Genomic DNA, 22,724 nt, shown 5'->3' on the forward strand with positions numbered 1-22,724 from the left:
GCCGGGGGGGGGGGGCGGGTGGCGGCGGGGCGGGGGCCCGTGGCGCCGGGGGCCCCCGGGGGGGGGGGGCCCGGGGGGCGGTGGGGGGCCGCCGAGACGGCGGCCGCCAACGACTGGTCCGACCTGGTGGTGCGTCCGCTCCTTGACGACCCGTTGGTCGGCCTGCTGCCGGCCGGGCACGGGCTCGCGGACCGCGACGAGCAGCGGCCGGTGGCGCTGGCCGAGCTGGCCGAGGAGCAGTGGATCGCGGGCTGCCCGCAGTGCCGCGGGCATCTGGTGGAGCTCTGTGCGGGGGCCGGGTTCGAGCCCCGGATCGACTTCGCGACCGACGACTACCCGGCGGTGGTCGGCCTGGTGGCGGCGGGGCTGGGGGTCGCGGTGCTCCCGCGGCTGGCGCTGGCGGCGGTCCGGTACGACGGGGTGGCGGCGGTCCCGGTGCACGCGGGGGCCGGCGGGTCCGCGGTCCGGGAGGTGGTCGCGCTGACCCTGCCGGATCTGGTCGAGGTGCCGGCGGTCGCGCTCATGCTCGACCGGCTCGCCGAGACGGCGGCCGGTCGCTGAGGGAGGGGGCTACTGCTGCTGGGGGAGTGGGCGTGGGAGCGGGAGCGGGAGAAACGTTTCTTCATCACTGACGGACGGTCAGTGGTACCTCGATCAGCCGGTTGCGCGAACGGCCCTGCAGCTCCTCGCGCTCGTCCTCGGTGAGGCCTCCCCACACGCCGTACGGCTCGCGGACCGCGAGTGCGTGCGCCGCGCACTCGGTGCGCACCGGGCACCGCATGCAGACCTCCTTGGCGCTCTGCTCGCGCGAACTGCGGGCGGCGCCGCGTTCGCCCTCGGGGTGGAAGAAGAGCGAACTGTCCACGCCGCGGCAGGCGGCGGAGAGCTGCCAGTCCCACAGGTCCGCGTTCGGGCCGGGGAGTCGGGAGAAATCTGCCATGGCTCATTCCCTTCGGCGAGGCATCGAGGCGTCGGGATGGACACCTGGAAATATGACTTACGAAGACCTACTGGACAAGTCACCCACAGACTTACACAACAGTCAATGATCGTACAAAAGCTGCGAAAACGGGCGTACGGGGCATGAGGTTTGATGACGCCGGTGTCGTGACCGGGCCCCGCGGCGCGTCGGGCGCGATGCGACGGCGGCTTCCCGATGCCGTACTCCGGCGTGCGCGTCGCGCGCCCACCGCGCGCCACGTGCGCAAAAGAGCGGCCGCCGACCCGCGATGCGACTGATCGGTAATGGGTCGGCCACGTACAGTGGTGGAGATGGCCCTGAAAGCCGTAACTCATTCGAGTGACGGTCGTTGGAAGTGCGGAGGCGGTTGGCGGGCGCAGGGAGACGGGAACGATCGCGGGGTGACCGGCGATCCGATCGGGTACCGGCGCCGAAGAGGCCGTGTCGGAGAGATTCGTACCAGCCAGGAGGCTCAACGTGACGCGGATCAGCTGCGGAGGACGGTCATGACATCCGTTCTCGTTTGCGACGATTCACCGCTCGCCCGGGAGGCGCTGCGCCGCGCGGTCGCGACCGTGCCCGGTGTCGACCGGGTGACCACGGCGACGAACGGTGAGGAGGTCCTCCGCCGCTGGGTGGCCGACCGCTCCGATCTCGTCCTGATGGACGTCCGGATGCCCGGACTCGGCGGGGTCGAGACGGTCCGCCGACTGCTGTCGGCCGACCCGGGCGCCCGCATCATCATGCTCACCGTCGCCGAGGACCTCGACGGCGTGGCGCTCGCGGTGGCCGCCGGGGCGCGCGGCTACCTGCACAAGGACGCCTCGCGCGCCGAGCTGCGGGCCACCGTCACGCAGGCGCTCGCGGACCCGACCTGGCGCCTGGCGCCCCGTCGGCTGCGCAGCCCGGACATGGGCGCGGCGCCCACCCTGACAGCGCGTGAGATCCAGGTGCTGGAGGGCATGAGCCACGGTCGGAGCAACGCGGAGATCGGTCGCGAGCTCTTCCTCTCCGAGGACACCGTGAAGACCCACGCCCGTCGGCTCTTCAAGAAGCTCGGCGCCTCGGACCGTGCGCACGCGGTGGCACTCGGCTTCCGCTGGGGCCTGGTCCGCTAAGACCGGAACGCCACGGCGCGCCCCTTTTCCTTCGCAACGGAGGGAGGGGCGTGCCGGGATATAGGCCGTTCCGGCCCACAGGCTGCACCATGGAGGGGTGGAACACCTCGGGGAGCAGCGGACAGGCACTGCGGCGGACCGTGCGGCCGCGATCGGGTGTACCCCGGTCGCCGGGGACGGGGGAGGTGAGACGGTGTCGGTCGTGGATAACGTTCAGGTGCACAACTCCGGACGCGGTGCGACGTTTTCCGCCGCGACCAGGCACCATGGACCGATGCGTGACGACGAGGTAGCCGACCCCGGCGAGGCAGACCCGAGCGGGGCCCTTCCCGAGGGTCCGGCCGGCGAACCGTCGTCCGGCGGTGGCCGAGGCCGCCGTCAGCGCACCTACACCGGCACGTCGCCGCTGGTCGCGGAGTTGGTGGGGGCCGCCGTGCGCGGCGAGGGTCCGGCCACTGACGCCCTGTTGGCCTACGTCCATCCGCTGGTGCTGCGCTACTGCCGAGGCCGGCTGGTCCGGCTGCCGGGCGGGGCCCGGCACCACGTGGACGACGTCGCCCAGGAGGTCTGCGTCGCCGTGCTCTGCGCGCTGCCCCGCTACCGCGACGAGGGCCGCCCGTTCGAGGCCTTCGTGTACAGCATCGCGGCGCACAAGATCGCCGATCTGCAGCGGGCCGCGATGCGCGGGCCCGGCTCGACGGTGATTCCTCCCGACGACCTGCCGGAGCTGCCCGACGAGGCGCTCGGCCCCGAGGAGCGGGCGCTGCTCAGCAGCGACGCCGCCTGGATGCGCGAGCTGCTCTCCAACCTGCCCGCCCGCCAGCGCGAGCTGGTGCTGCTGCGGATCGCCGCCGGGCTCTCCGCCGAGGAGACCGGCGAGGTGCTCGGGATGTCGCCGGGCGCGGTCCGGGTGGCCCAGCACCGGGCGCTCAGCCGCCTGCGGGCGCTCGCGGAGGAGTCCGCCTAAGCGTCGTCCCGTGGCCGGAATGGCTCACCTGGGGAGGTCGTTGTCAAGGGGGCGCGAGCTGACATTCCCGGTGCCAGTACCATGGGGTATCGGCGCCTGGACAGGTGGCCAAAGATTCGCACCCGAGCGCGGGATTTCCTTGGATGTTCCTCCAAGTGCGGTGCTTCTGGCGGCCTGGACCGGAGTCGGTGAGCGCGCGGGTTCGTCGGGCCGTCACCACGGCCGCCGACCGCCCGCACGGAGCGAGCAACGCGCCCTCCGACCCTCAGCAGGGCGCGACCAGATCGACACGGCCGGCCACGGGAAGGTGCCCCCCACATGTCTTACAACGCCGCAGGTGTACCCGAGAAGTTCGCCATGCTCGGGCTCACCTACGACGACGTCCTGCTGCTGCCCGGGGCCTCGTCGGTGCTGCCGAACCAGGTCGCGACCGCCTCGCGGGTGTCGCGCAACGTCCAGGTGAACATCCCGCTGCTCTCCGCGGCGATGGACAAGGTCACCGAGGCCCGGATGGCCATCGCGATGGCCCGCCAGGGCGGCGTCGGCGTGCTGCACCGCAACCTCTCCATCGAGGACCAGGCCAACCAGGTCGACCTGGTCAAGCGCTCCGAGTCCGGCATGGTCACCGACCCGATCACGGTGGGCCCGGAGACCACGCTCGGCGAGGCCGACGCGCTCTGCGCCAAGTTCCGGATCAGCGGTGTGCCGATCGCCGACGAGAGCGGCAAGCTGCTCGGCATCGTCACCAACCGCGACATGGCCTTCGAGTCGGACCGCAGCCGCAAGGTCCGCGAGATCATGACCCCGATGCCGCTGATCACCGGCAAGGTCGGCATCTCCGGCGAGGACGCCATCGGCCTGCTGCGCCGCCACAAGATCGAGAAGCTGCCGCTGGTCGACGACGAGGGCCGGATCAAGGGCCTGATCACCGTCAAGGACTTCGTCAAGGCGGAGAAGTACCCGATGGCCGCCAAGGACGCCGAGGGCCGGCTGCTGGTCGGCGCCGCCGTCGGTGCCAGCGCGGAGGCCTTCGACCGGGCGCAGGCGCTGGTCGAGGCCGGCGTGGACTTCCTGGTGGTGGACACCTCGCACGGCCACAACAGCAACGCGCTGGAGTGGATGGCGAAGATCAAGTCGGCCGTCCGGGTGGACGTCGTCGGCGGCAACGTCGCCACCCGGGACGGCGCGCAGGCGCTGATCGACGCCGGCGTGGACGGCGTCAAGGTCGGCGTCGGCCCGGGCTCGATCTGCACCACCCGCGTGGTGGCCGGCATCGGCGTCCCGCAGGTGACGGCGATCTACGAGGCGGCCGTGGCCTGTCGCGCGGCCGGCGTGCCGGTGATCGGCGACGGCGGCCTGCAGTACTCCGGCGACATCGGCAAGGCGCTGGCCGCCGGTGCCGACACCGTGATGCTGGGCAGCCTGCTGGCCGGCTGCGAGGAGTCGCCGGGCGAGCTGCTCTTCATCAACGGCAAGCAGTTCAAGTCCTACCGCGGCATGGGCTCGCTGGGCGCCATGCAGTCGCGCGGCCAGGGCCGCTCGTACTCCAAGGACCGCTACTTCCAGGCCGAGGTGGGCTCGGACGACAAGCTCGTCCCCGAGGGCATCGAGGGCCAGGTGCCCTACCGCGGCCCGCTCTCCGCGGTGCTGCACCAGCTGGTCGGCGGCCTGCGGCAGACCATGGGCTACGTGGGCGCGGCGACCGTGGCCGAGATGGAGAGCAAGGGCCGGTTCGTCCGGATCACCTCCGCCGGTCTCAAGGAGAGCCACCCGCACGACATCCAGATGACCGTCGAGGCGCCGAACTACCACAGCCGCTGATCGACCCGATCGACCCCGTGAAGGCCCGCCACCGTCCAGGTGGCGGGCCTTCGTGCGCAGCCGGGCCGGGCGTCCGGGATACTGGGGGGCGATTGTGAGCAGCAAGAAGCAGAGAGGCTCGAAGTGACTGAGATCGAGATCGGGCGAGGCAAGCGCGGCCGTCGGGCGTACTCCTTCGACGACATCGCCGTCGTCCCCAGCCGCCGGACCCGGGACCCGAAGGAGGTCTCGATCGCCTGGCAGATCGACGCCTACCGTTTCGAGCTGCCCTTCCTGGCGGCCCCGATGGACAGCGTGGTCTCGCCCGCGCAGGCCATCACCATCGGCAACCTGGGCGGCCTCGGGGTGCTCAACCTCGAAGGCCTGTGGACCCGTTACGAGGACCCGCAGTCGCTGCTGGACGAGATCGCCGAGATCCCCGACCAGGCCGTCGCCACCCGCCGGCTGCAGGAGATCTACGCCGCGCCGATCCAGGCCGACCTGATCGGCAAGCGGATCAAGGAGGTCCGCGACTCCGGTGTCGTCACCGCGGCCGCGCTCTCCCCGCAGCGCACCGCCGAGTTCTCCAAGGCGGTCGTGGACGCGGGCGTGGACGTCTTCGTGATCCGCGGCACCACGGTCTCCGCCGAGCACGTGTCGGGTGCGGCCGAGCCGCTGAACCTGAAGCAGTTCATCTACGAGCTGGACGTCCCGGTGATCGTCGGCGGCTGCGCCACCTACACCGCGGCGCTGCACCTGATGCGCACCGGCGCGGCCGGCGTGCTGGTCGGCTTCGGCGGCGGCGCGGCGCACACCACCCGCGCCGTGCTCGGCATCCAGGTGCCGATGGCGACCGCGGTCGCCGACGTGGCCGCGGCCCGCCGCGACTACATGGACGAGTCCGGCGGCCGCTACGTGCACGTGATCGCGGACGGCGGGGTCGGCTACAGCGGCGACATCGCCAAGGCCGTGGCCTGCGGCGCCGACGCCGTGATGATCGGTGCCGCGCTGGCGCGCGCCACCGACGCGCCCGGCCAGGGCTTCCACTGGGGCATGGAGGCCGTGCACGAGGAGGTGCCGCGCGGGAAGCGCGTCAACCTCGGCACGGTCGGCACGACCGAGGAGATCCTGACCGGTCCGTCGCACACCCCCGACGGCACGATGAACCTCTTCGGCGCGCTGCGCCGGGCGATGGCCACCACCGGCTACTCCGAGCTGAAGGAGTTCCAGCGCGTCGAGGTGACGGTCAGCCACCGCTGATGAGACGCTCCGAGTGGTGGGTCATCACTCGGGCGAACGGGTGCGAGGCCGGTGCGGTCGTCCATGGGGCGGCCGCACCGTCCTGCTTGTGGGGGCGGTTCGGGAACACGACATTCCGGCCAGAGGCGACAAACCCAGGGGCCGAGTGAACAAACGCCCCGGGTACAGGGGATGATGGAGGCTTGGCCGTCCAGGTGTCGTGTGAAAGACCCGACGGCCCGTCACCCGACCGGCAGCAGCACATGGGGGAACGCCCGAATGACCCAGCCGCAGGGCACTTCAGGACGAGTCCTGGCCGGCCGCTACCGGCTCGACTCGATCCTCGGCAGCGGAGGCATGGGGACCGTCTGGCGGGCCGAGGACGAGATGCTGGGCCGGATCGTCGCGGTGAAGGAACTGCGCATGCACGGCGGCGTCGACGACGACGAGAAGCACCGTCTGATCGTCCGTACGCTGCGCGAGGCCAAGGCCACCGCCCGGATCCGGCACGCCGCCGCCGTCACCGTCTTCGACGTGGTCGAGGAGGACGACCGGCCGTGGATCGTGATGGAACTTGTGGACGGCCGCTCGCTGGCCGAGGTGATCAAGGAGGACGGGCCGGTGGCGCCCGCCCGGGCCGCCGAGATCGCGCTCGACCTGCTCGGCGTGCTCGGCGCCGCGCACAGCCACGGGATCCTGCACCGCGACGTCAAGCCGTCCAACGTGCTGATCGGCGAGGACGGCCGGGTGGTGCTGACCGACTTCGGCATCGCCAGCGTGGAGGGGGACACCTCGGTCACCTCCACCGGGATGCTGGTCGGCGCGCCCTCGTACATCTCGCCGGAGCGCGCCCGCGGCCAGAAGCCCGGACCGCCGGCCGACCTCTGGTCGCTGGGCGGGACGCTCTACGCGATGGTCGAGGGCACCCCGCCGTACGACCGGGGCTCGGCGCTGGCCACGCTCACCGCGGTGATGACGGAGGAGCTGCCGCCGCCGGCCAACGCCGGTCCGCTGCGGGCGGTGATCGAGGGCCTGCTCGACAAGGACCCGGTGAAGCGGCTGGACGCCTCGACGACCCGGTCGATGCTGCGGCGGATCATCGCCGAGGCGACGGCCAAGGCGGAGTCGACCACGGTGCTGGCCCTGCCGGCGAAGGATGCTGAGAAGCCGTCAGCGCCCAAGGCTGCGGCTGTCGAGGTGAAGGCTGCCGCGGAGAAGCCGAAGGTGGAGAAGCCGAAGGCGGACAAGCCGGTTCCGGAGAAGCCGCGGAAGAAGGGCGTGCCCGGCCTGAGCACCGTCCGGGTGGGCAGCGCACTCGCCGCGGCGGACGCCGACCCGGCCCCCGCTCCCGCCCCCGCTGCCGTCCCGCCGGAGCTCGCCGAGACCGGGACCTGGTCACGCAGCGCGACGCTCGGACTCGGCACCCGCAGCCGGCGGCGCTGGCAGCTGCTGGCCGCGGTGCTGGCGGTGCTGCTGCTGATAGCCGGCGGCGTCTGGCTGGCGCAGGGCTCCGACGGCGCGGCCAACAGGACCGCCAAGGCCGCCACGCCGCCCTCTACCGCTCCCGCGACCACGGCCGGGGCGCCCGCCTCGGCCGCGTCCCAGGCGCCGCCGCCCGTCGCGCCGGCGACCTCCGCCGACCCCGCCGCGTCGCCCGCGGCCGGCTCGAGCCCGCCCGCCTCGCCGTCCGCGCCGCAGGCCGGGGCACAGGCCGGGTCGCCGACTCCGCCACCGACCCCGACGCCGGACGCCACGCCCGACGCTCCCGCGGGTTATCAGCTCTACAAGGACTCCTCGGGCTTCTCGATCCAGCTGCCCAGCTGGCTGGTCTTCGACGCCGGCGCCTCCAGCGCGACCAGCCATGTGTTCGACGGCAACGGCGTGCGGCTCCAGGTCGACTGGACCACCTCGCCCGGGCCCAGCGCGGTCGCCGCCTGGCAGCAGGAGGAGCCCTCGGTCCGCAACAGCGTCAGCAACTACCAGCGGGTCCAGCTCAAGGCGATCACCTACGGGCAGTGGAGCAACGCCTCCGACTGGGAGTGGACGTTCGGTTCGGGCACCCTGCGGCACTCACTCAACCGGGGCTTCGTCACCGGCAAGTACGGTTATGCGCTCTACTGGACGGCGAACGACAGCGACTGGAACTCGCCCGAGCTCAGCCAGGCCCGGGCGACCGGATTCGCCAGCTTCCAGCCCGCTCCCTAGCGAGAGGGGACAACCGTGCTCCCCAGCCCGGGACAGACGGTGGCAGGCCGCTACCAGGTGACGGACGGCCCGGAGCCGTCGGTCGCCCCGGGCGAGTGCCGGTACGCGTACGACGGCCGTACCGGCGGCCGGGTGCTCCTCGAGGGGCTTGAACTCCCCGAGGTGCTCGCCGTCGACCTCTACAAGACAGACGAACCGGCAGCCGACGGCCGCTGGCTGGACCCGGCGGGCATCCTCGCGGAGGTGGCGGCGGCGATCGCCGGCTGCCCCGAGCACCCGCGGTTGCGGCAGGCCTACGACGTGGTCGCGCAGGACGGCACGGTCTGGGTCGCCGGCGAGCTGCCGCCCGCCGTCCCGCTCGCGCAGCTGCTGGAGGACGGCCGGCTCCCGCCCTACCGGGTGGCCGAGCTGGCCTCGGACCTGGCGGGCGCGCTGCGGGCCGTGCACACCGAGGGCCGGGTGCACGGCAATCTCGGGATCGAGCAGGTAGTGGTCTGCGAGGACGGCGCCGCGCTGCTCGGCGGCCATGCGCTCGGCGTGGCGCAGGAGGCGCTGGCCCGGGCGCTCGGCGGCACCGACGGACGGCGCTGGACCCAGGCCCGCACCGAACTGGCCGGGGTCCGCGCCGAGCGCTGGCCGCCGGAGCTGCTCGGCGCGCCCGGTGTCGCCGGGGAGCCCGCCGACTGCTGGGCGCTGGGCGTGCTGGTGTACCGGCTGCTGACCGGCCGCGGGCCGTTCCCCGAGCAGAGCCCGACCGCGCTGTTCGCCGCGGTGCGGGCCGGCGTGCCGGACTCCACCGAGGGCTGCGGCTCGCTGCGGCCGCTGGTCGACCGGCTGCTCGCGACCGATCCGGCGCAGCGCCCGGACGCCGAGGGGATCCGGGTCTGGCTCACCGAGCTGCTGGCCACCGCCCCCGAGCCGTACCGGCCGGCGCCTTCGAGCCTGCCGGTGCTGCGCCCCTCCCGGCCGCTGACGATCCGCCGCCGGACATCGGCGCAGGTGGTGGCACCCGAGCACGCCGCCCGGCACGCCAGGACCGGCCCGGCCGCGCCGTCGCCCGTCCTGCTGGTCGGCGGGGTGCTGACGGCGATGCTGCTGGCGCTCGCCGCGCTGGTCCTGCTGGGTGGTTAGCGGGCGGACGGTCACGAGGGGATCACGTGGCCGGGTCGCGACGTCGACCGTTGGACAGGGCGCCTAATCTGTGGGGGAGACATTGTTCGCCCTGCTGGGTGGTTAGCGGGCGGACGGTCACGAGGGGATCACGTGGCCGGGTCGCGACGTCGACCGTTGGGCTGGGCGCCTAATCTGTGGGGGAGACATTGTTCGAACGGTGATCAGTCGCGTGGTGCACCGAAGAGGGGGAGCGGTCGCCATGAGTGGACAGGACCAGGTCGGGGCAGAGAGCGTGGCCGAGTCGGACGTATCCGTACCGGCTGCGCAGCCGTCCGCACGGCCGGCCGAACCCGCCGTCGAATCCACCCAGCGGATGCTGGCCGGCCGCTACGAGCTGGGGGAGCGGCTCGGCCGCGGCGGCATGGGGACGGTCTGGCGGGCCAAGGACCGGATGCTGGACCGCGAGGTGGCGGTCAAGGAGCTGACGGTCAGCCACCTCCCCGAGGAGGATCTGGCGATCCTGCAGTCCCGGATGAAGCAGGAGGCCCGGGCCGCGGCCCGGATCAAGCACCCTGGCGTGATCACCATTCACGACGTGCTGGAGCAGGACGGCCGGCCGTGGATCGTCATGGAGCTGGTCGACGGCCGCTCGCTGGCCGACGTGATCTCCCAGGACGGCACGCTCGCGCCGCGCGACGCCGCAGAGGTCGGCGCGCAGGTGCTCGCCGCGCTGCACCGCGGCCACCAGCTCGGCGTGCTGCACCGCGACGTCAAGCCCGCAAACGTCCTGCTGGAGCACGGCACCGGGCGGGCGGTGCTGCTGGACTTCGGCATCGCGGCCCTGGAGGGCTCCGGCGAGCTGACCCGGCCGGGCGACCTGGTCGGTTCGCCCGACTACCTGGCGCCCGAACGGGCCCAGGGCGAGCGTCCCGGTCCGGCCTCGGACATCTGGGGCCTGGGCGCCACGCTGTACGCGGCGGTGGAGGGCCAGTCCCCCTTCCGCCGCGACTCGCCGATCAGCACGTTGGCCGCGGTGGTCTCCGAGCCGCTGCCGGAGCCGAAGCGGGCGGGCGCGCTGGGACCGGTGCTGGCGGCGCTGCTGGCCCGGGAGGTGGCCGACCGGCCCAGTGCCGACGAGGCGCTGCGGATGCTGGCCGAGGTGACCGCCGGGCACACCATCGACATCAAGCGGACCCCCCGCGAGCAGCCGCGCACACCCACCCAGCAGGTGCCGGTGGTGGACCGCAACGTGGTCGAGGCCGCGCCGGGGCCGGTCGGCCCGCCGCCGCCCCGGCAGAGCGAGCTCTCCTCGACCGCGCCGACACAGGCCCGGCCCGCCGCCGAGCAGCCGGTCCGCCGCCGGCGGTCCGGCCTGCGGCTGGCGCTCGTCGGGCTGCTGGCCGCGGTGCTGGCCGGGACGGCCGCCTTCGTGGCGAACGGCGGTCTGAACCGGACCAGCACGCTCACGGCAGGTCCGCCGCCGTCCATCCCGGTCACCACGAGCAGCCCGACGGCCTCGGAGGACGTCACCGCCTCGCCCGTCCCGCTGGACTCCCCGCCGGCCGGCTACGTCTGGCAGCAGGACGAGCAGGGCTTCCGCTTCCTGCTGCCGACGACCGGCGGCACCTGGGGCCGCTCGATGCGCAACAACAACATCTACTACACCCCGGACGGCCAGCGGCACCTGATCCAGTTCGCTGTCACGGTGGGCGCGGGGGAGACGCCGCTGGCCCACCTGCAGTCCCTGGAGGGCGACAACATCCAGAAGTACAAGGACTACCACCGGGTGAGCATGGCGGCGACGCAGGTGCACGGCCACCCGGCGGCGAAGTGGGTGTGGACCTTCACCTGCCCCGCCTCGATGTGCACCAACGCCGGACCGCGCCAGGACTTCGAGGAGGAGTTCACGGACTCCGACGGCACCTCCTACGCGATGCTGTCCTCCGGGCCGCTGGGGGACGCCACGGTGACCGAGGCGCGCTTTATTGCTTTGCTCAACAACTTCACCGTTACGCACTAGTTTCCTGTTACCGACGGGTATCTAACCGTCGCTCCAGGGCCTAGGCTGCGCCCATGACGGACATCTCGGCAGAGAGCCGCGGCGGCGGCCGCAACCCTGTGGCCCCGGGCGCCGGCCGTACGGTCGCCTCGGCGGTCCCCCAGTCCCTGATCTCCCGGTTGGCCCGCGGGGTCACCGCGGGCGGTGTGGAGGGCCAGAACCCGGACACGGTGCAGACCACCGCGCCGCTGACCGGCGAGCTGCTGGCCACCCTGCCGCGGTCGACCCCGGCGGACGTCGAGACGGCGTTCGGGCTCGCCCGGCGCGCGCAGAAGGCCTGGGCGGCGCTGCCGCTGCGCCGGCGCGCGGCCGTCCTGCTGCGCTTCCACGACCTGCTGCTCAAGCGGCAGGACGAGGTGCTCGACCTGGTCCAGGCGGAGACCGGCAAGTCCCGGCTGCACGCCTTCGACGAGGTGCTCGCGGTCGTCATGGTGGCGCGCTACTACGGGCGGACCGCCCCCTCGCTGCTGCGCGACCGCCGCCGAGGCGGCGCCATCCCCGTCCTGACGCACACCATCGAGGCACGCCGGCCCAAGGGCGTGATCGGGCAGATCTCGCCGTGGAACTACCCGCTGGAGCTCTCCGTCGGCGACGCGCTGCCGGCCTTCGCGGCCGGCAACGGGGTGGTCAACAAGCCCGACACCCAGACCGCGCTGACCGCGCTCTGGGCCCGTGAGCTGCTGATCGAGGCCGGGCTGCCGGCCGACCTGTGGCAGATCGTGATCGGCGACGGACCGGTGATCGGCCCGGCCGTGGTCGAGCGGGCGGACTACGTCTCGTTCACCGGCTCCACCCGCACCGGCCGGGAGGTGGCGCAGCAGGCCGCGGCCCGCCTGGTCGGCGCCTCGCTGGAGCTGGGCGGCAAGAACGCCATGCTGGTGCTGGCAGACGCCGACCTGGACCGCGCGGTCGACGGCGCGGTGCGGGCCTGCTTCTCCTCCGCCGGGCAGCTCTGCGTCTCGGTCGAGCGGCTCTTCGTGCACCGCTCGGTGGCGGAGGTGTTCCTGGCGAAGTTCGCCGAGCGGACCCGGGCGATGCGGCTGGGCGGCGGCCTGGCGTACGGCGCGGAGATGGGCTCGCTGAGCTCCGAGCGGCAGCTGGAGGTGACCGTCCGGCACGTCGAGGAGGCGGTCAAGGCGGGCGCCACCGTGCTGGCCGGCGGGCAGGCGCGTCCGGAGCTCGGCCCGCTCTTCTTCGAGCCGACCATCCTGGACGGGGTCACCCCCGACATGGCGGTCTGCACCGAGGAGACCTTCGGCCCGGTGGTCTCGGTCTACCGGTTCGACACCGAGGACGAGGCCGTAACCGTCGCCAACTCGACGCCGTACGGCCTGAATTCGAGCGTCTGGACGAAGGACGGGCGGCGCGGGCGGGCGGTCGCGGCGCGACTGCGCACCGGCACCGTCAACGTCAACGAGGGCTATGCGGCCGCGTACGGCTCGGTGGCCTCGCCGATGGGCGGGATGGGAGACTCCGGGCTCGGCCGGCGGCACGGCGCCGAGGGCATCCTGCGCTACACCGAGGGCCAGACCATCGCCACTCAGCGGCTGATGCCGATCGCCCCCGCGTACGGCCTGGACGACGCGAAGTTCGCCATGCTGCTCAGCAAGGGGCTGCGGGCCATGAAGGCGCTCGGATTCAAGTGACCGCCGACGAGGGAGAGATGACGGCTGTGCCCGAGGACCACGCGCAGGACCCGGACGGCGGCTTCGACTACGACGTGATCGTGGTCGGGTCGGGCTTCGGCGGTTCGGTGGCCGCGCTGCGGCTGACCGAGAAGGGCTACCGGGTGGGCGTGCTGGAGGCCGGCCGGCGGTTCGCCGCGGACGAACTGCCCAGGAACTCCTGGGACGTGCGCAACTACCTGTGGGCGCCGGGCCTCGGGCTCTACGGCATCCAGCGGATCCACCTGCTGGCCAACGTGGTGGTGCTGGCCGGCGCCGGGGTCGGCGGCGGCTCGCTCAACTACGCCAACACCCTGTACGTCCCGCCGAAGGCCTTCTTCGAGGACCGGCAGTGGCAGCACATCACCAACTGGGAAGAGGAGTTGACCCCCTTCTACGACCAGGCGCAGCGGATGCTGGGGGTGCGGACGAACCCGACCACCACCCCGTCGGACGTCCACCTGAAGGCCGCCGCCGAGCGGATGGGCGTCGGCGACACCTTCCACCTCGCGCCGGTCGGGGTCTTCTTCGGAGACGGTCGGGACGCCGACGGCAGCGCGAAGGCCGCGCCGGGCACCGAGGTCGAGGACCCGTACTTCGGCGGTGCCGGGCCGCGCCGCAAGGCCTGCGTGGAGTGCGGCGAGTGCATGACGGGCTGCCGGCACGGCGCCAAGAACATGCTCACCGAGAACTACCTCTACCTGGCCGAGGCCAACGGCGCCGAGATCCACCCGCTCACCACGGTGGCCCGGATCCGCGAGCAGGGCGAGGGCTTTGCGGTGGACGTGCGGCGCACCAACGCCCGTTCCCGCAGCGCCGAGCAGGCCGGGGCGCGCACCCTGACCGCTGCCAGGGTGGTGGTCGCGGCCGGCACCTACGGGACCCAGACGCTGCTGCACACGATGCGCGAGCAGGGCCGGCTGCCCGGGATCTCGGCCAAGCTCGGCGAGCTCACCCGCACCAACTCCGAGGCCCTGGTGGGTGCGCAGACCACCGACCGGCGGTACGGCCGGCCGGTGGACTTCACCAAGGGCGTGGCGATCACCTCGTCCATCCACCCGGACGCGAACACCCACATCGAGCCGGTGCGCTACGGCAAGGGCTCGAACGCGATGGGCTTCCTGTCGATCATCCAGGTGCCGGGCGCCGGGCGCGGTCCGCGCTGGCTGCGGGCCGGTGTCACCGCGGTCAAGCAACCCACGGTGTTCGCCCGCTCGTTGAGCAACCGGAAGTGGTCCGAGCGGACCATCATCGGACTGGTGATGCAGTCGCTGGACAACTCCATCACCGTCTCGCTGAAGCAGAAGGGCTTCGGCAAGGGCAAGTTGACGTCGAGTCAGGGGCACGGAACGCCGAACCCGACCTGGATCCCGGCTGCCGAGGAGGGCGCCAAGGCGCTCGCCGCGGAGATCAACGGCTTCGCCGGCGGGACCGTCGGGGACGTCTTCGACATCCCGATGACCGCGCACTTCATCGGCGGCTGCCCGATCGCCGACAGCCCGCAGGACGGCGTGATCGACCCGTACCACCGCCTCTACGGCCACCCGGGGATCAGCGTGGTGGACGGCTCGGCGATCTCCGCCAACCTCGGGGTCAACCCCTCGCTGACGATCACCGCGCAGGCCGAGCGGGCGATGTCGATGTGGCCCAACAAGGGTGCGGTGGACCGGCGTCCGGCGCAGGGCGAGCCGTACCGCCGGGTGGCGGCGGTGGAGCCGGTGCGCGCGGCCGTGCCGGCCGGGGCGTTCGGGGAGCTGCGGCTGCCGCTGCTGGCCGTCCCGAAGGTGCCGAAGAAAAAGTAACAGCCAGGGTGATCAGGGTTGTTACAGAGTCGGCCGACAGGTGTTACAGCGTCGGCGGAGCACCGAGTCGGGCGCTTCCTACCGTAGGCGATGTCAACCCCCGGCCAGTCGGGCCGGGGTGACGATCTCTCGGAGGACTCCCCATGTCAGGTGCTACGACTGTCCGACGCGGCCTGTGTCTCGCGCTGGTCTCCCTCGGTGTCGCCGCCGCGGTGGCCGGCTCCGGGTCGGTCGCCTTCGCGGACGGCCCGAGCCCGACGCCCAGCGCTGCCGTCGCCCCGGCCGTCAGCACCCCGACCGCCAGCGCCTCGGCTTCCAGCGCGCCGAGCGTCGGCGGAAGTGTCGCGCCCGGTGTCGTCGCCAGCAGCACGCCCAGTGTCAAGCCGAGCGGCCCCGCCGCGACCCCCTCGGCCGGTGGCCAGGTGCGCGTGGTCCCCAAGGGTGGCGCGCAGACCGGTGAGGGCACCACCGGCAACTCCAGCACCACTTGGGCGGCCGGTGGCGCGCTGGCCGCCGTGGGCGTGGCCGGTGTCGGCATCGCCGTCGTGCGTCGCCGTGCCGGCGCACGCGGCTAGTACACGTCGCCGCCGGCGCCCCTCGTGGGTGCCGGCGGCGACGGCCGGACTGCTCGCGCTGGTACTGAGCGGGGTGGTGCTGGACCAGAGCCCTGCCAACCCCCCGGTGCGGATCAGCGCCGCAGCCCAGCTGCCCGCAGACGACCCGGCTTCCGCAGCAGAACCCCCGCCCTCCTCCCCGCCTCCCCCGGCGTCCGGTCCCGTCTCGCCGCCGGTGCGGCTCTCCGTCCCGCGGATCGGGGTGGACGCCCCGGTGGCCGCAGGCGGCCTGAACGCCGACGGCACCGTCGAGACCCCGCCGATGAACCAGCCGGGGCAGGTCGACTGGTACGGCAACGGTCCGGCGCCGGGCCAGGTCGGCCCGGCCGTGCTGCTCGGCCACATCAACACCACCAAGGGCCCGGCGGTCTTCGCGCGCCTGCTGGACCTGAGGCAGGGCGACCGGATCGACATCCGGCGCCAGGACGGCAGCACCGTCTCCTACCGGGTGCGCGGGCTCGGACAGTACGCGAAGACCGCGTTCCCGACCGCGCTGGTCTACGGCAACACCAGCACCCCGCAACTGCGCCTGATCACCTGCGGCGGGACGCTGGCGAGCAACGGGCACTACACCGACAACATCGTCGTCTACGCGGACCTGATCACCGGGTAGCCCAGGGGGCGCCGACGGGGGCGGGGGAGCCGGGCGTGCAGACTTTGATCCCTGCCCCGACCTGAAAGGCGCTCATCCGCGTGAGGACCTGGCCCAGCCGTGCCGCCCTGATCGCCGTGTCCGCCCTGCTGGCCGCAGCCGCCACGGGCTGCGCCGACGCCGGAGGGCTGCACGACTCCGGGCTGACCCCCGCGATCACCGCCCGGCCGTCCCCGTCGCTGCTCTGGCCGGCCGAGGCGCCGTCCTCCTCCTCGCCGTCCGCGACGGCGAAGAGCCAGCCGCCGCCCGTGCCGCTGCCCGGGATCACCGCGGCGAGCGACCGGATCGAGGACCTGCCGGTCCCCACCGTGCTGAAGCAGGACCCTTCGCTGCGCCCGGAGGAGCGCAGCGCGCTGGCCGACTGCGCGAGCTGCGTCCGGCCCGCGCAGTACCGCGATCTGACCGGGGACGGCCGCACCGAGCTGATCACCGCGGTGCTGCCCGGCGACCAGCAGGCCTATCTGCGCGTCTACACGCTGCACGACCGCCAGGTGCTGCAGATCCTGGACCTCGCGGTGCTGCCCGGCTTCACCGCGGACACCGTCGGTACCGACCTGGTGGTCCATCAGCAGACCAGCCAGGCGACCGAGATCATCAGCACCTACGCCTGGAACTCGGTGCGCCTGGCGTTCCAGGGCCAGCAGGTCGTGGCGACCGGTCCGGCCGCCGACGCCCCGCTCTGCACGCCCAACCGGACGGCGCCCTCGGCCACCCCGGAGCCGTCCGTGGGGTTCCTCCCACCGGGCCGGGTGCTGCCGCAGAAGAGCAGTGGGCCGGTCGCGCCGGTCGCGCCGGTCGCGCCGGTCGCGTCGGCCGTTCCGACGCCTGACCCGATGAGGACCCGATGAGCGCCCCCGTGCCCGGCACCCCGCGGATCCTGCTGGTGGAGGACGACGAGGTGATCCGGGAGGCCACCCAGATAGCGCTGGAGCGCTACGGCTTCCCGGTCGACACCGCCTGCGACGGCCTGGAGGCGCTGGAGCGGTTCCGCGAGCAGCCGCCGGACCTGCTGCTGCTCGACGTGATGCTGCCGCTGCTCGACGGGGTCGGGCTGTGCCGGCGGATCCGCGAGGAGAGCCAGCTGCCGATCCTGATGATGTCGGCGCGCACCGAGCCGATCGACGTGATCTCCGGCCTGGAGGCCGGCGCCGACGACTACATCGTCAAGCCCTTCGAGATCGCCGTCCTGGTGGCGCGGATCCGCACGGTGCTGCGGCGCACCGGGCTGCCCGCGCAGCCGGCGGCCCCCGTCGCGCGGACCCCCGCTACCGACGCCGTGCCGCGCAGCGTCCGGGAGATCGACGGCCTGGAGGTCGACACCGACGCGATGGAGGTCCGGGTCGCGGGCCGGCAGGTGCCGCTGACGCCGACCGAGCTGCGGCTGCTGCTGGAGTTCACGGCCGCGCCCGGCATCCTGCTGGAGCGCCAGACCCTGCTCGAACGGGTCTGGGACTACTCCTGGGGCGCGGACACCCGGGTGGTCGACGTCCATGTGCAGCGACTGCGGGCCAAGATCGGCGCGGACCGGATCGAGACCGTGCGCGGTTTCGGCTACAAGCTGCGGCAGCTGCGGTGAACCTGCGCCGCCAGATCGCCACCACCGTCGCGGTGGTCTCCATCCTGCTCGCACTCGCGGTCGGCCTGCTGGTCCATCAGGCCTCGGTCCGTCAGCACACCGAGCAGGCCCGCAAGTCGGCGATGACGGCGCTGGCCGCCGTGATCGCCAGCTACAACAAGAACGGCGAGCTGCCTGGCTGGAACTCCGAGGTCGACGACGCGCAGCTGCCCCCGCGGCTGCACCGGCTGGCCGAGGAGGGACACCAGGGCTCGATGCTCGGCCCGGGCCCGCACGGCATCGCCATGTGGGCGGCGGCCGGGGCCGGGGGCGGGACCGGTAGCCAGGTGTTCTCGGTCCGGGTGGACTTCGCCGACGACGAGCGGGCGATCGCCGACTTCGACCGCTCGATCCTGCTCTCCGCCGCGCTCGCGGTCGCCGTCACGGTGCTCGCGGGCGTGCTGGCCGCCGACCGGATCAGCAAGCGGCTGCGTACCGCGGCCCGCACCGCGCGGACCATCGCGCAGGGCGACCTGGACGCCCGGATCGGACCACTGGGCGGCGCGCGCGACGAGGTGGCGGAGCTGGCAGCCGCCGTCGACTCGATGTCGGCCGTGCTGCGCAGCAAGCTGCGGCACGAGCAGCGCTTCACCGCCGACGTGGCGCACGAGTTGCGCACCCCGCTGACCGGGCTGCTGACCGCCGCCGAGCTGCTCCCGCCCGGCCGGCCCACCGAGCTGGTGCGCAACCGGGTTCGGGTGCTGTGCAGCCTGACCGAGGACCTGCTGGAGGTCTCCCGGCTGGACGCGCGGGCCGAGTCGGCGGAGCTGTCGGTCGTGCCGCTCGGCGCGGTGGTCGCGCGGATCGTGTCGGGAGCGGGAGCGGGAGCGGGAGCGGGCGTCGGCGCTGAGCTGGTGGTCGAGCGGGACGCGCGGGTCAGCACCGACGTCCGCAGGCTCGACCGGATCCTCTCCAACCTCGTCGCCAATGCCCACCGGCACGGCGCCGGGCCGGTGCTGATCCGGGTCGACGCCACCACCGTGACCATCCGCGACCACGGGCCCGGCTACCCCGAGGACGTCCTGCGGGACGGCCCGCAGCGTTTCCGCACCGGGGCCCGCGAGCGCGGCCACGGGCACGGCCTGGGCCTGACCATCGCGCAGGGCCACGCCGAGGCGATCGGGATCGTGCTGCGGCTGAGCAACCACCCGGAGGGCGGCGCGGTGGCCGAGCTGCTGCTCCCGGACGCCGACGGCGGCAAGGCAAAGGGCCCCGCGGGGGAACGGGGCCCTTTGTCGCTCAGCACACGGCGTCAGGGCTGCGCCGGTGCTGGGGCGACGGCGCCGGGGGAAGAGCGCCGTCTATTCCGTTGGCTCTGATGGGGGCGCAGCGGGGCGCGCCTGATGGGCGCGGCGACCCGGGTCTGTTCACCGGCTGCTCACTGAGCGTGAGGTGATAATCGTTGCCAACGTCGGTGGACGGCGGCAACGAGCCGGATGGCCCGCCGGTCTGCCGAAGCCCCCGGTGAACCCCCCTGACAGCATCGTCCTTGACAGAGCACGTGATCTGCAACCGATTCGGCCGAGTTCGGCACAGTCCATTTTCCGCGGGCCCGCTCCTGACAGCTTGTCAGCACCTTGCGGGGTGACTCCCCGGGTCGACACGGAGTGTCACGTTCAGTAGCGCCCGGGCGGTGCGACGACGGTCCCGGGCGTCCCCGGAACCCCCGCCGCACCTCCTGGCGCAGTCGTGGGCCGGCGGCTGTCCCCTGCCGCCGGTCCACCGCACCCGCGCACGGTCCCACGGCGCGCCGAGCCCCCGGGCTGACCGGGAGCGGCGGAGCGCCACGCGCGCGAGTGGACTGGAAAACCTCCACATGTGGTCCTGCCGAGCCGTACGCGTCGAGAGCCCAGGCGCCGGGCCGGTGCGGCGCGGCTGGCTGCTGCGGCGCGTTCGTACGGTCGCTGGGTGCAACGAGCCCGCGCCGCCGCCGGACACGGCCGGGGCGCGCGGCAAGCGGGTGAAACCGGGCAGTACGTACCCCCGGTAGACTTCCAGATGACACCCCCACCCGTCACCCGCCACCACCCTTCCAGGGTCGCGCTGCGCGCGGCACCCCTGGACTCGCTGCCGGAAGGCCGTCCGTGTCCTCTGCTACCCCCGACCAGTCCGTACCGCCGGTCGACACCGTCCTGGTGGTCGACTTCGGCGCCCAGTACGCCCAGCTCATCGCCCGCCGGGTGCGTGAGGCACGGGTCTACAGCGAGGTCGTCCCGCACACCATGCCGGTGGCGGAGATCCTCGCCAAGAACCCGAAGGCGATCATCCTCTCCGGAGGTCCGTCCTCCGTCTACGCCGAGGGCGCGCCCTCGATCGAGCGGGAGATCTTCGAGTCCGGCATCCCGGTCTTCGGCATGTGCTACGGCTTCCAGCTGATGGCCGTGGCGCTCGGCGGCACCGTCGACAACAACGGCAGCCGCGAGTACGGCCGCACGCCGATGACCGTGACGCAGCCCGGCTCCTCCCTCTTCGAGGGCACCCCGGTCGACCAGTCGGTGTGGATGTCGCACGGCGACGCCTGCTCCGCCGCTCCGGCGGGCTTCACGGTCACCGCGAGCACCGAGGGCGTGCCGGTCGCCGCCTTCGAGGACGACGAGCGCAGGCTCTACGGCGTCCAGTACCACCCCGAGGTGATGCACAGCACCCACGGCCAGCAGGTGCTGGAGCACTTCCTGTACCGCGGCGCGGGCCTGGCACCGTCCTGGACCGCCGCCAACGTCGCCGAGGAGTCGATCGAGGCGGTCCGCGCCCAGATCGGCAACAAGCGCGTGATCTGCGGGCTGTCCGGCGGCGTGGACTCCGCGGTCGCGGCTGCTCTCGTCCAGAAGGCCGTCGGCGACCAGCTGACCTGTGTCTTCGTCGACCACGGGCTGCTGCGCAAGGGCGAGGCCGAGCAGGTCGAGAAGGACTTCGTGGCCGCCACCGGCGTCAAGCTCAAGGTGGTCGACGCCCAGCAGCGCTTCCTGGACGCGCTGGCCGGGGTCAGCGACCCCGAGGAGAAGCGCAAGATCATCGGCCGGGAGTTCATCCGGGTCTTCGAGCAGGCCGCCCGCGAGGTGGTCGAGGAGGCCGGCGCGACCGGCGAGCCGGTGGAGTTCCTGGTCCAGGGCACCCTGTACCCGGACGTGGTGGAGTCCGGCGGCGGCGCCGGCACCGCCAACATCAAGTCGCACCACAACGTCGGCGGGCTCCCCGACGACATGCAGTTCAAGCTCGTCGAGCCGCTGCGCCGGCTCTTCAAGGACGAGGTCCGGATGGTCGGCCTGGAGCTCGGCCTGCCCGGCGAGATCGTCTGGCGCCAGCCGTTCCCGGGCCCCGGCCTGGGCATCCGGATCGTCGGCGACGTGACGAAGGAGCGCCTGGACCTGCTCCGCGAGGCCGACGCGATCGCCCGCGCCGAGCTGTCCGCGGCGGGCCTGGACCGCGACATCTGGCAGTGCCCCGTGGTGCTGCTCGCCGACGTCCGCTCGGTGGGCGTGCAGGGTGACGGCCGCACCTACGGCCACCCGATCGTGCTGCGCCCGGTCTCCTCCGAGGACGCGATGACCGCCGACTGGTCGCGCGTGCCGTACGAGGTGCTGGCGAAGATCTCGACCCGGATCACCAACGAGGTCCCGGACGTCAACCGCGTCGTGCTCGACGTCACCAGCAAGCCCCCGGGCACCATCGAGTGGGAGTAGTCACTCGCCTCCCCACCGATTGAACGACCGCACCGCCATCCGCGTATCCGTGGGTGGCGGTGCGGCCGTTCGCGGCGGAATCCGGGTGAGGATCTGCCGTGCGGTGATCAGGATGCCGCCGAAACCGTCTCGGAACGGGCAGAATGCGGACCAGTCCCGTCGGAGCTGACGGGCCGTACGGGAAGGTGGCGACATGATGGAGGGGACCAAGGACCCGGTCGAGGCCGGAGGCTCCGCCTCGGCGCCATCCGCCGCGGGTCCGGGGCCGACCGGTCGCGCCGCCCGCTCGGCGCAGCGCAGGGCACTCGCCGGGCGCTACGCCCTGCTGCCACTGCGCCTCTTCCTGGGCGTCACCTTCGTCTACGCGGGCCTGGACAAGCTCGCCGACAGCCACTACCTGGCGGGCAAGAGCGACCCGCTCTCCTTCTACGCGCAGACCGTGGCGGCCAAGGGCGGCAGCCCGATCGGCTGGGCGCTGGAGCCGGCCCTGCACGCGCCGACCGTCTTCGGGCTGCTGATCGCCTTCGGCGAGCTCGCGGTCGGGCTCGGCACGCTCTTCGGGCTGATCGGCCGGGTGGCCGCGCTCGGCGGGGCCCTGCTCAGCCTGACGCTCTTCCTCACCATCAGCTGGAACGTCTCGCCCTACTACCTCGGCAACGACCTGCCCTACCTGCTGGCCTGGACGGCGCTGCTGCTGGCCGGCACCCCCTACCTGTCGGTGGACGGCTACCTGGCCCGGCGGGCCGAGCGCGACCGGGAACGCGGGCTGACCGAGGAGGCGGTGCGCCGGCGGACCGTGCTGGACAGCGGCATCGCCGCCGTCGCGCTCGGTGGCGGCGGGCTGCTGGCCGGGTCGCTGACCGCCACCTTCGTCCGCCGCAAGCCCAAGCCGGCCGGCACCCCGTCCCCCGCGCAGGGCGGTGCCAAGGTCTCGGTGGCCGTCGCGGACGTCCCGGTGGGCGGCTCGGCCACCGTCAAGGACCCGTCCAGCGGCGACGCCGTCTACATCGTCCAGCCGACCGCCGGGCAGTACTGCGGCCTCTCCTCGATCTGCACCCACGCCGGGTGCACCGTGGACCCGCCGAAGAACGGTCAGCTCTCCTGCCCCTGCCACGGCTCGCGCTTCGACGCCGGCACCGGCGCGGTGCTGAACGGACCGGCGGTCAAGCCGCTGCCGAAGTACACCGTCACCAAGGACGGCGACCGCCTCGACCTGGGCGCGGTCCAGTCCTAGC

Annotated in this window: 17 protein-coding genes and 1 pseudogene; 17 read left to right on the plus strand and 1 reads right to left on the minus strand. The window is 73.0% G+C overall.

Annotated features, from left to right (window positions below):
- Window positions 1-102: 102 nt before the first annotated feature.
- Window positions 103-561 (plus strand): annotated as a pseudogene (locus P3T37_RS26310) (LysR substrate-binding domain-containing protein); the annotation flags it as partial.
- 64 nt (window positions 562-625) lie between these two features.
- Here the strand turns inward: P3T37_RS26310 and P3T37_RS26315 are convergent.
- Window positions 626-940, minus strand: coding sequence for a WhiB family transcriptional regulator (locus P3T37_RS26315; protein ID WP_035800907.1), 315 nt, complete (start codon window positions 938-940; stop codon window positions 626-628).
- Between the two features lie 527 nt (window positions 941-1,467).
- On the opposite strand from P3T37_RS26315, the gene P3T37_RS26320 reads away from it, so the two are divergent.
- The 16 genes from P3T37_RS26320 (at window position 1,468) to P3T37_RS37095 (ending at window position 22,723) form a co-directional block, all read left to right on the plus strand.
- On the plus strand, window positions 1,468-2,079 hold the full coding sequence (locus tag P3T37_RS26320; protein ID WP_014136228.1) for a response regulator transcription factor: 612 nt from the start codon (window positions 1,468-1,470) through the stop codon (window positions 2,077-2,079).
- Window positions 2,080-2,353: 274 nt separating this feature from the next.
- On the plus strand, window positions 2,354-3,046 hold the full coding sequence (shbA, locus tag P3T37_RS26325) for an RNA polymerase sigma factor ShbA (protein ID WP_280726364.1): 693 nt from the start codon (window positions 2,354-2,356) through the stop codon (window positions 3,044-3,046).
- Between the two features lie 318 nt (window positions 3,047-3,364).
- Window positions 3,365-4,867, plus strand: coding sequence for an IMP dehydrogenase (gene guaB, locus P3T37_RS26330; protein ID WP_280726365.1), 1,503 nt, complete (start codon window positions 3,365-3,367; stop codon window positions 4,865-4,867).
- A 123-nt stretch (window positions 4,868-4,990) separates the two neighbouring features.
- Window positions 4,991-6,106, plus strand: coding sequence for a GuaB3 family IMP dehydrogenase-related protein (locus P3T37_RS26335; protein ID WP_280726366.1), 1,116 nt, complete (start codon window positions 4,991-4,993; stop codon window positions 6,104-6,106).
- Window positions 6,107-6,364: 258 nt separating this feature from the next.
- Window positions 6,365-8,290, plus strand: a complete 1,926-nt coding sequence (locus P3T37_RS26340; protein ID WP_280726367.1) for a serine/threonine-protein kinase — start codon at window positions 6,365-6,367, stop codon at window positions 8,288-8,290.
- A gap of 15 nt (window positions 8,291-8,305) precedes the next feature.
- On the plus strand, window positions 8,306-9,421 hold the full coding sequence (locus P3T37_RS26345) for a protein kinase (protein WP_280726368.1): 1,116 nt from the start codon (window positions 8,306-8,308) through the stop codon (window positions 9,419-9,421).
- 241 nt (window positions 9,422-9,662) lie between these two features.
- A complete protein-coding gene (locus P3T37_RS26350) occupies window positions 9,663-11,423 on the plus strand; it encodes a serine/threonine-protein kinase (RefSeq protein ID WP_280726369.1) in 1,761 nt (586 codons plus the stop codon).
- 53 nt (window positions 11,424-11,476) lie between these two features.
- Window positions 11,477-13,108, plus strand: a complete 1,632-nt coding sequence (locus P3T37_RS26355) for a succinic semialdehyde dehydrogenase (protein WP_280726370.1) — start codon at window positions 11,477-11,479, stop codon at window positions 13,106-13,108.
- Window positions 13,109-13,125: 17 nt separating this feature from the next.
- A complete protein-coding gene (locus tag P3T37_RS26360; protein WP_280726371.1) occupies window positions 13,126-14,928 on the plus strand; it encodes a GMC family oxidoreductase in 1,803 nt (600 codons plus the stop codon).
- A gap of 143 nt (window positions 14,929-15,071) precedes the next feature.
- Complete coding sequence (locus tag P3T37_RS26365; protein ID WP_280726372.1) at window positions 15,072-15,503, plus strand: sortase-dependent protein; 432 nt, start codon at window positions 15,072-15,074, stop codon at window positions 15,501-15,503.
- A 28-nt stretch (window positions 15,504-15,531) separates the two neighbouring features.
- Complete coding sequence (locus P3T37_RS26370; RefSeq protein ID WP_280726373.1) at window positions 15,532-16,155, plus strand: class F sortase; 624 nt, start codon at window positions 15,532-15,534, stop codon at window positions 16,153-16,155.
- Between the two features lie 80 nt (window positions 16,156-16,235).
- A complete protein-coding gene (locus P3T37_RS26375; protein WP_280726374.1) occupies window positions 16,236-17,042 on the plus strand; it encodes a hypothetical protein in 807 nt (268 codons plus the stop codon).
- Entirely contained in the window at window positions 17,039-17,770 is a 732-nt protein-coding gene (gene cseB, locus P3T37_RS26380) for a two-component system response regulator CseB (RefSeq protein WP_280726375.1), read from the plus strand. The genes P3T37_RS26375 and cseB overlap by 4 nt, the downstream gene beginning before the upstream one ends.
- On the plus strand, window positions 17,767-19,128 hold the full coding sequence (locus P3T37_RS26385) for a HAMP domain-containing sensor histidine kinase (protein WP_280726376.1): 1,362 nt from the start codon (window positions 17,767-17,769) through the stop codon (window positions 19,126-19,128). The genes cseB and P3T37_RS26385 overlap by 4 nt, the downstream gene beginning before the upstream one ends.
- Window positions 19,129-19,893: 765 nt before the next feature.
- The gene (gene guaA, locus P3T37_RS26390) at window positions 19,894-21,489 is read left to right on the plus strand and encodes a glutamine-hydrolyzing GMP synthase (RefSeq protein ID WP_280726377.1); all 1,596 of its coding nucleotides are present in this window, start codon (window positions 19,894-19,896) and stop codon (window positions 21,487-21,489) included.
- 193 nt (window positions 21,490-21,682) lie between these two features.
- The gene (locus P3T37_RS37095) at window positions 21,683-22,723 is read left to right on the plus strand and encodes a Rieske 2Fe-2S domain-containing protein (RefSeq protein ID WP_348533284.1); all 1,041 of its coding nucleotides are present in this window, start codon (window positions 21,683-21,685) and stop codon (window positions 22,721-22,723) included.
- Window position 22,724: the final 1 nt, after the last annotated feature.

The sequence above is a fragment of the Kitasatospora sp. MAA4 genome (assembly GCF_029893355.1).
Taxonomy (GTDB): Bacteria; Actinomycetota; Actinomycetes; order Streptomycetales; family Streptomycetaceae; genus Kitasatospora.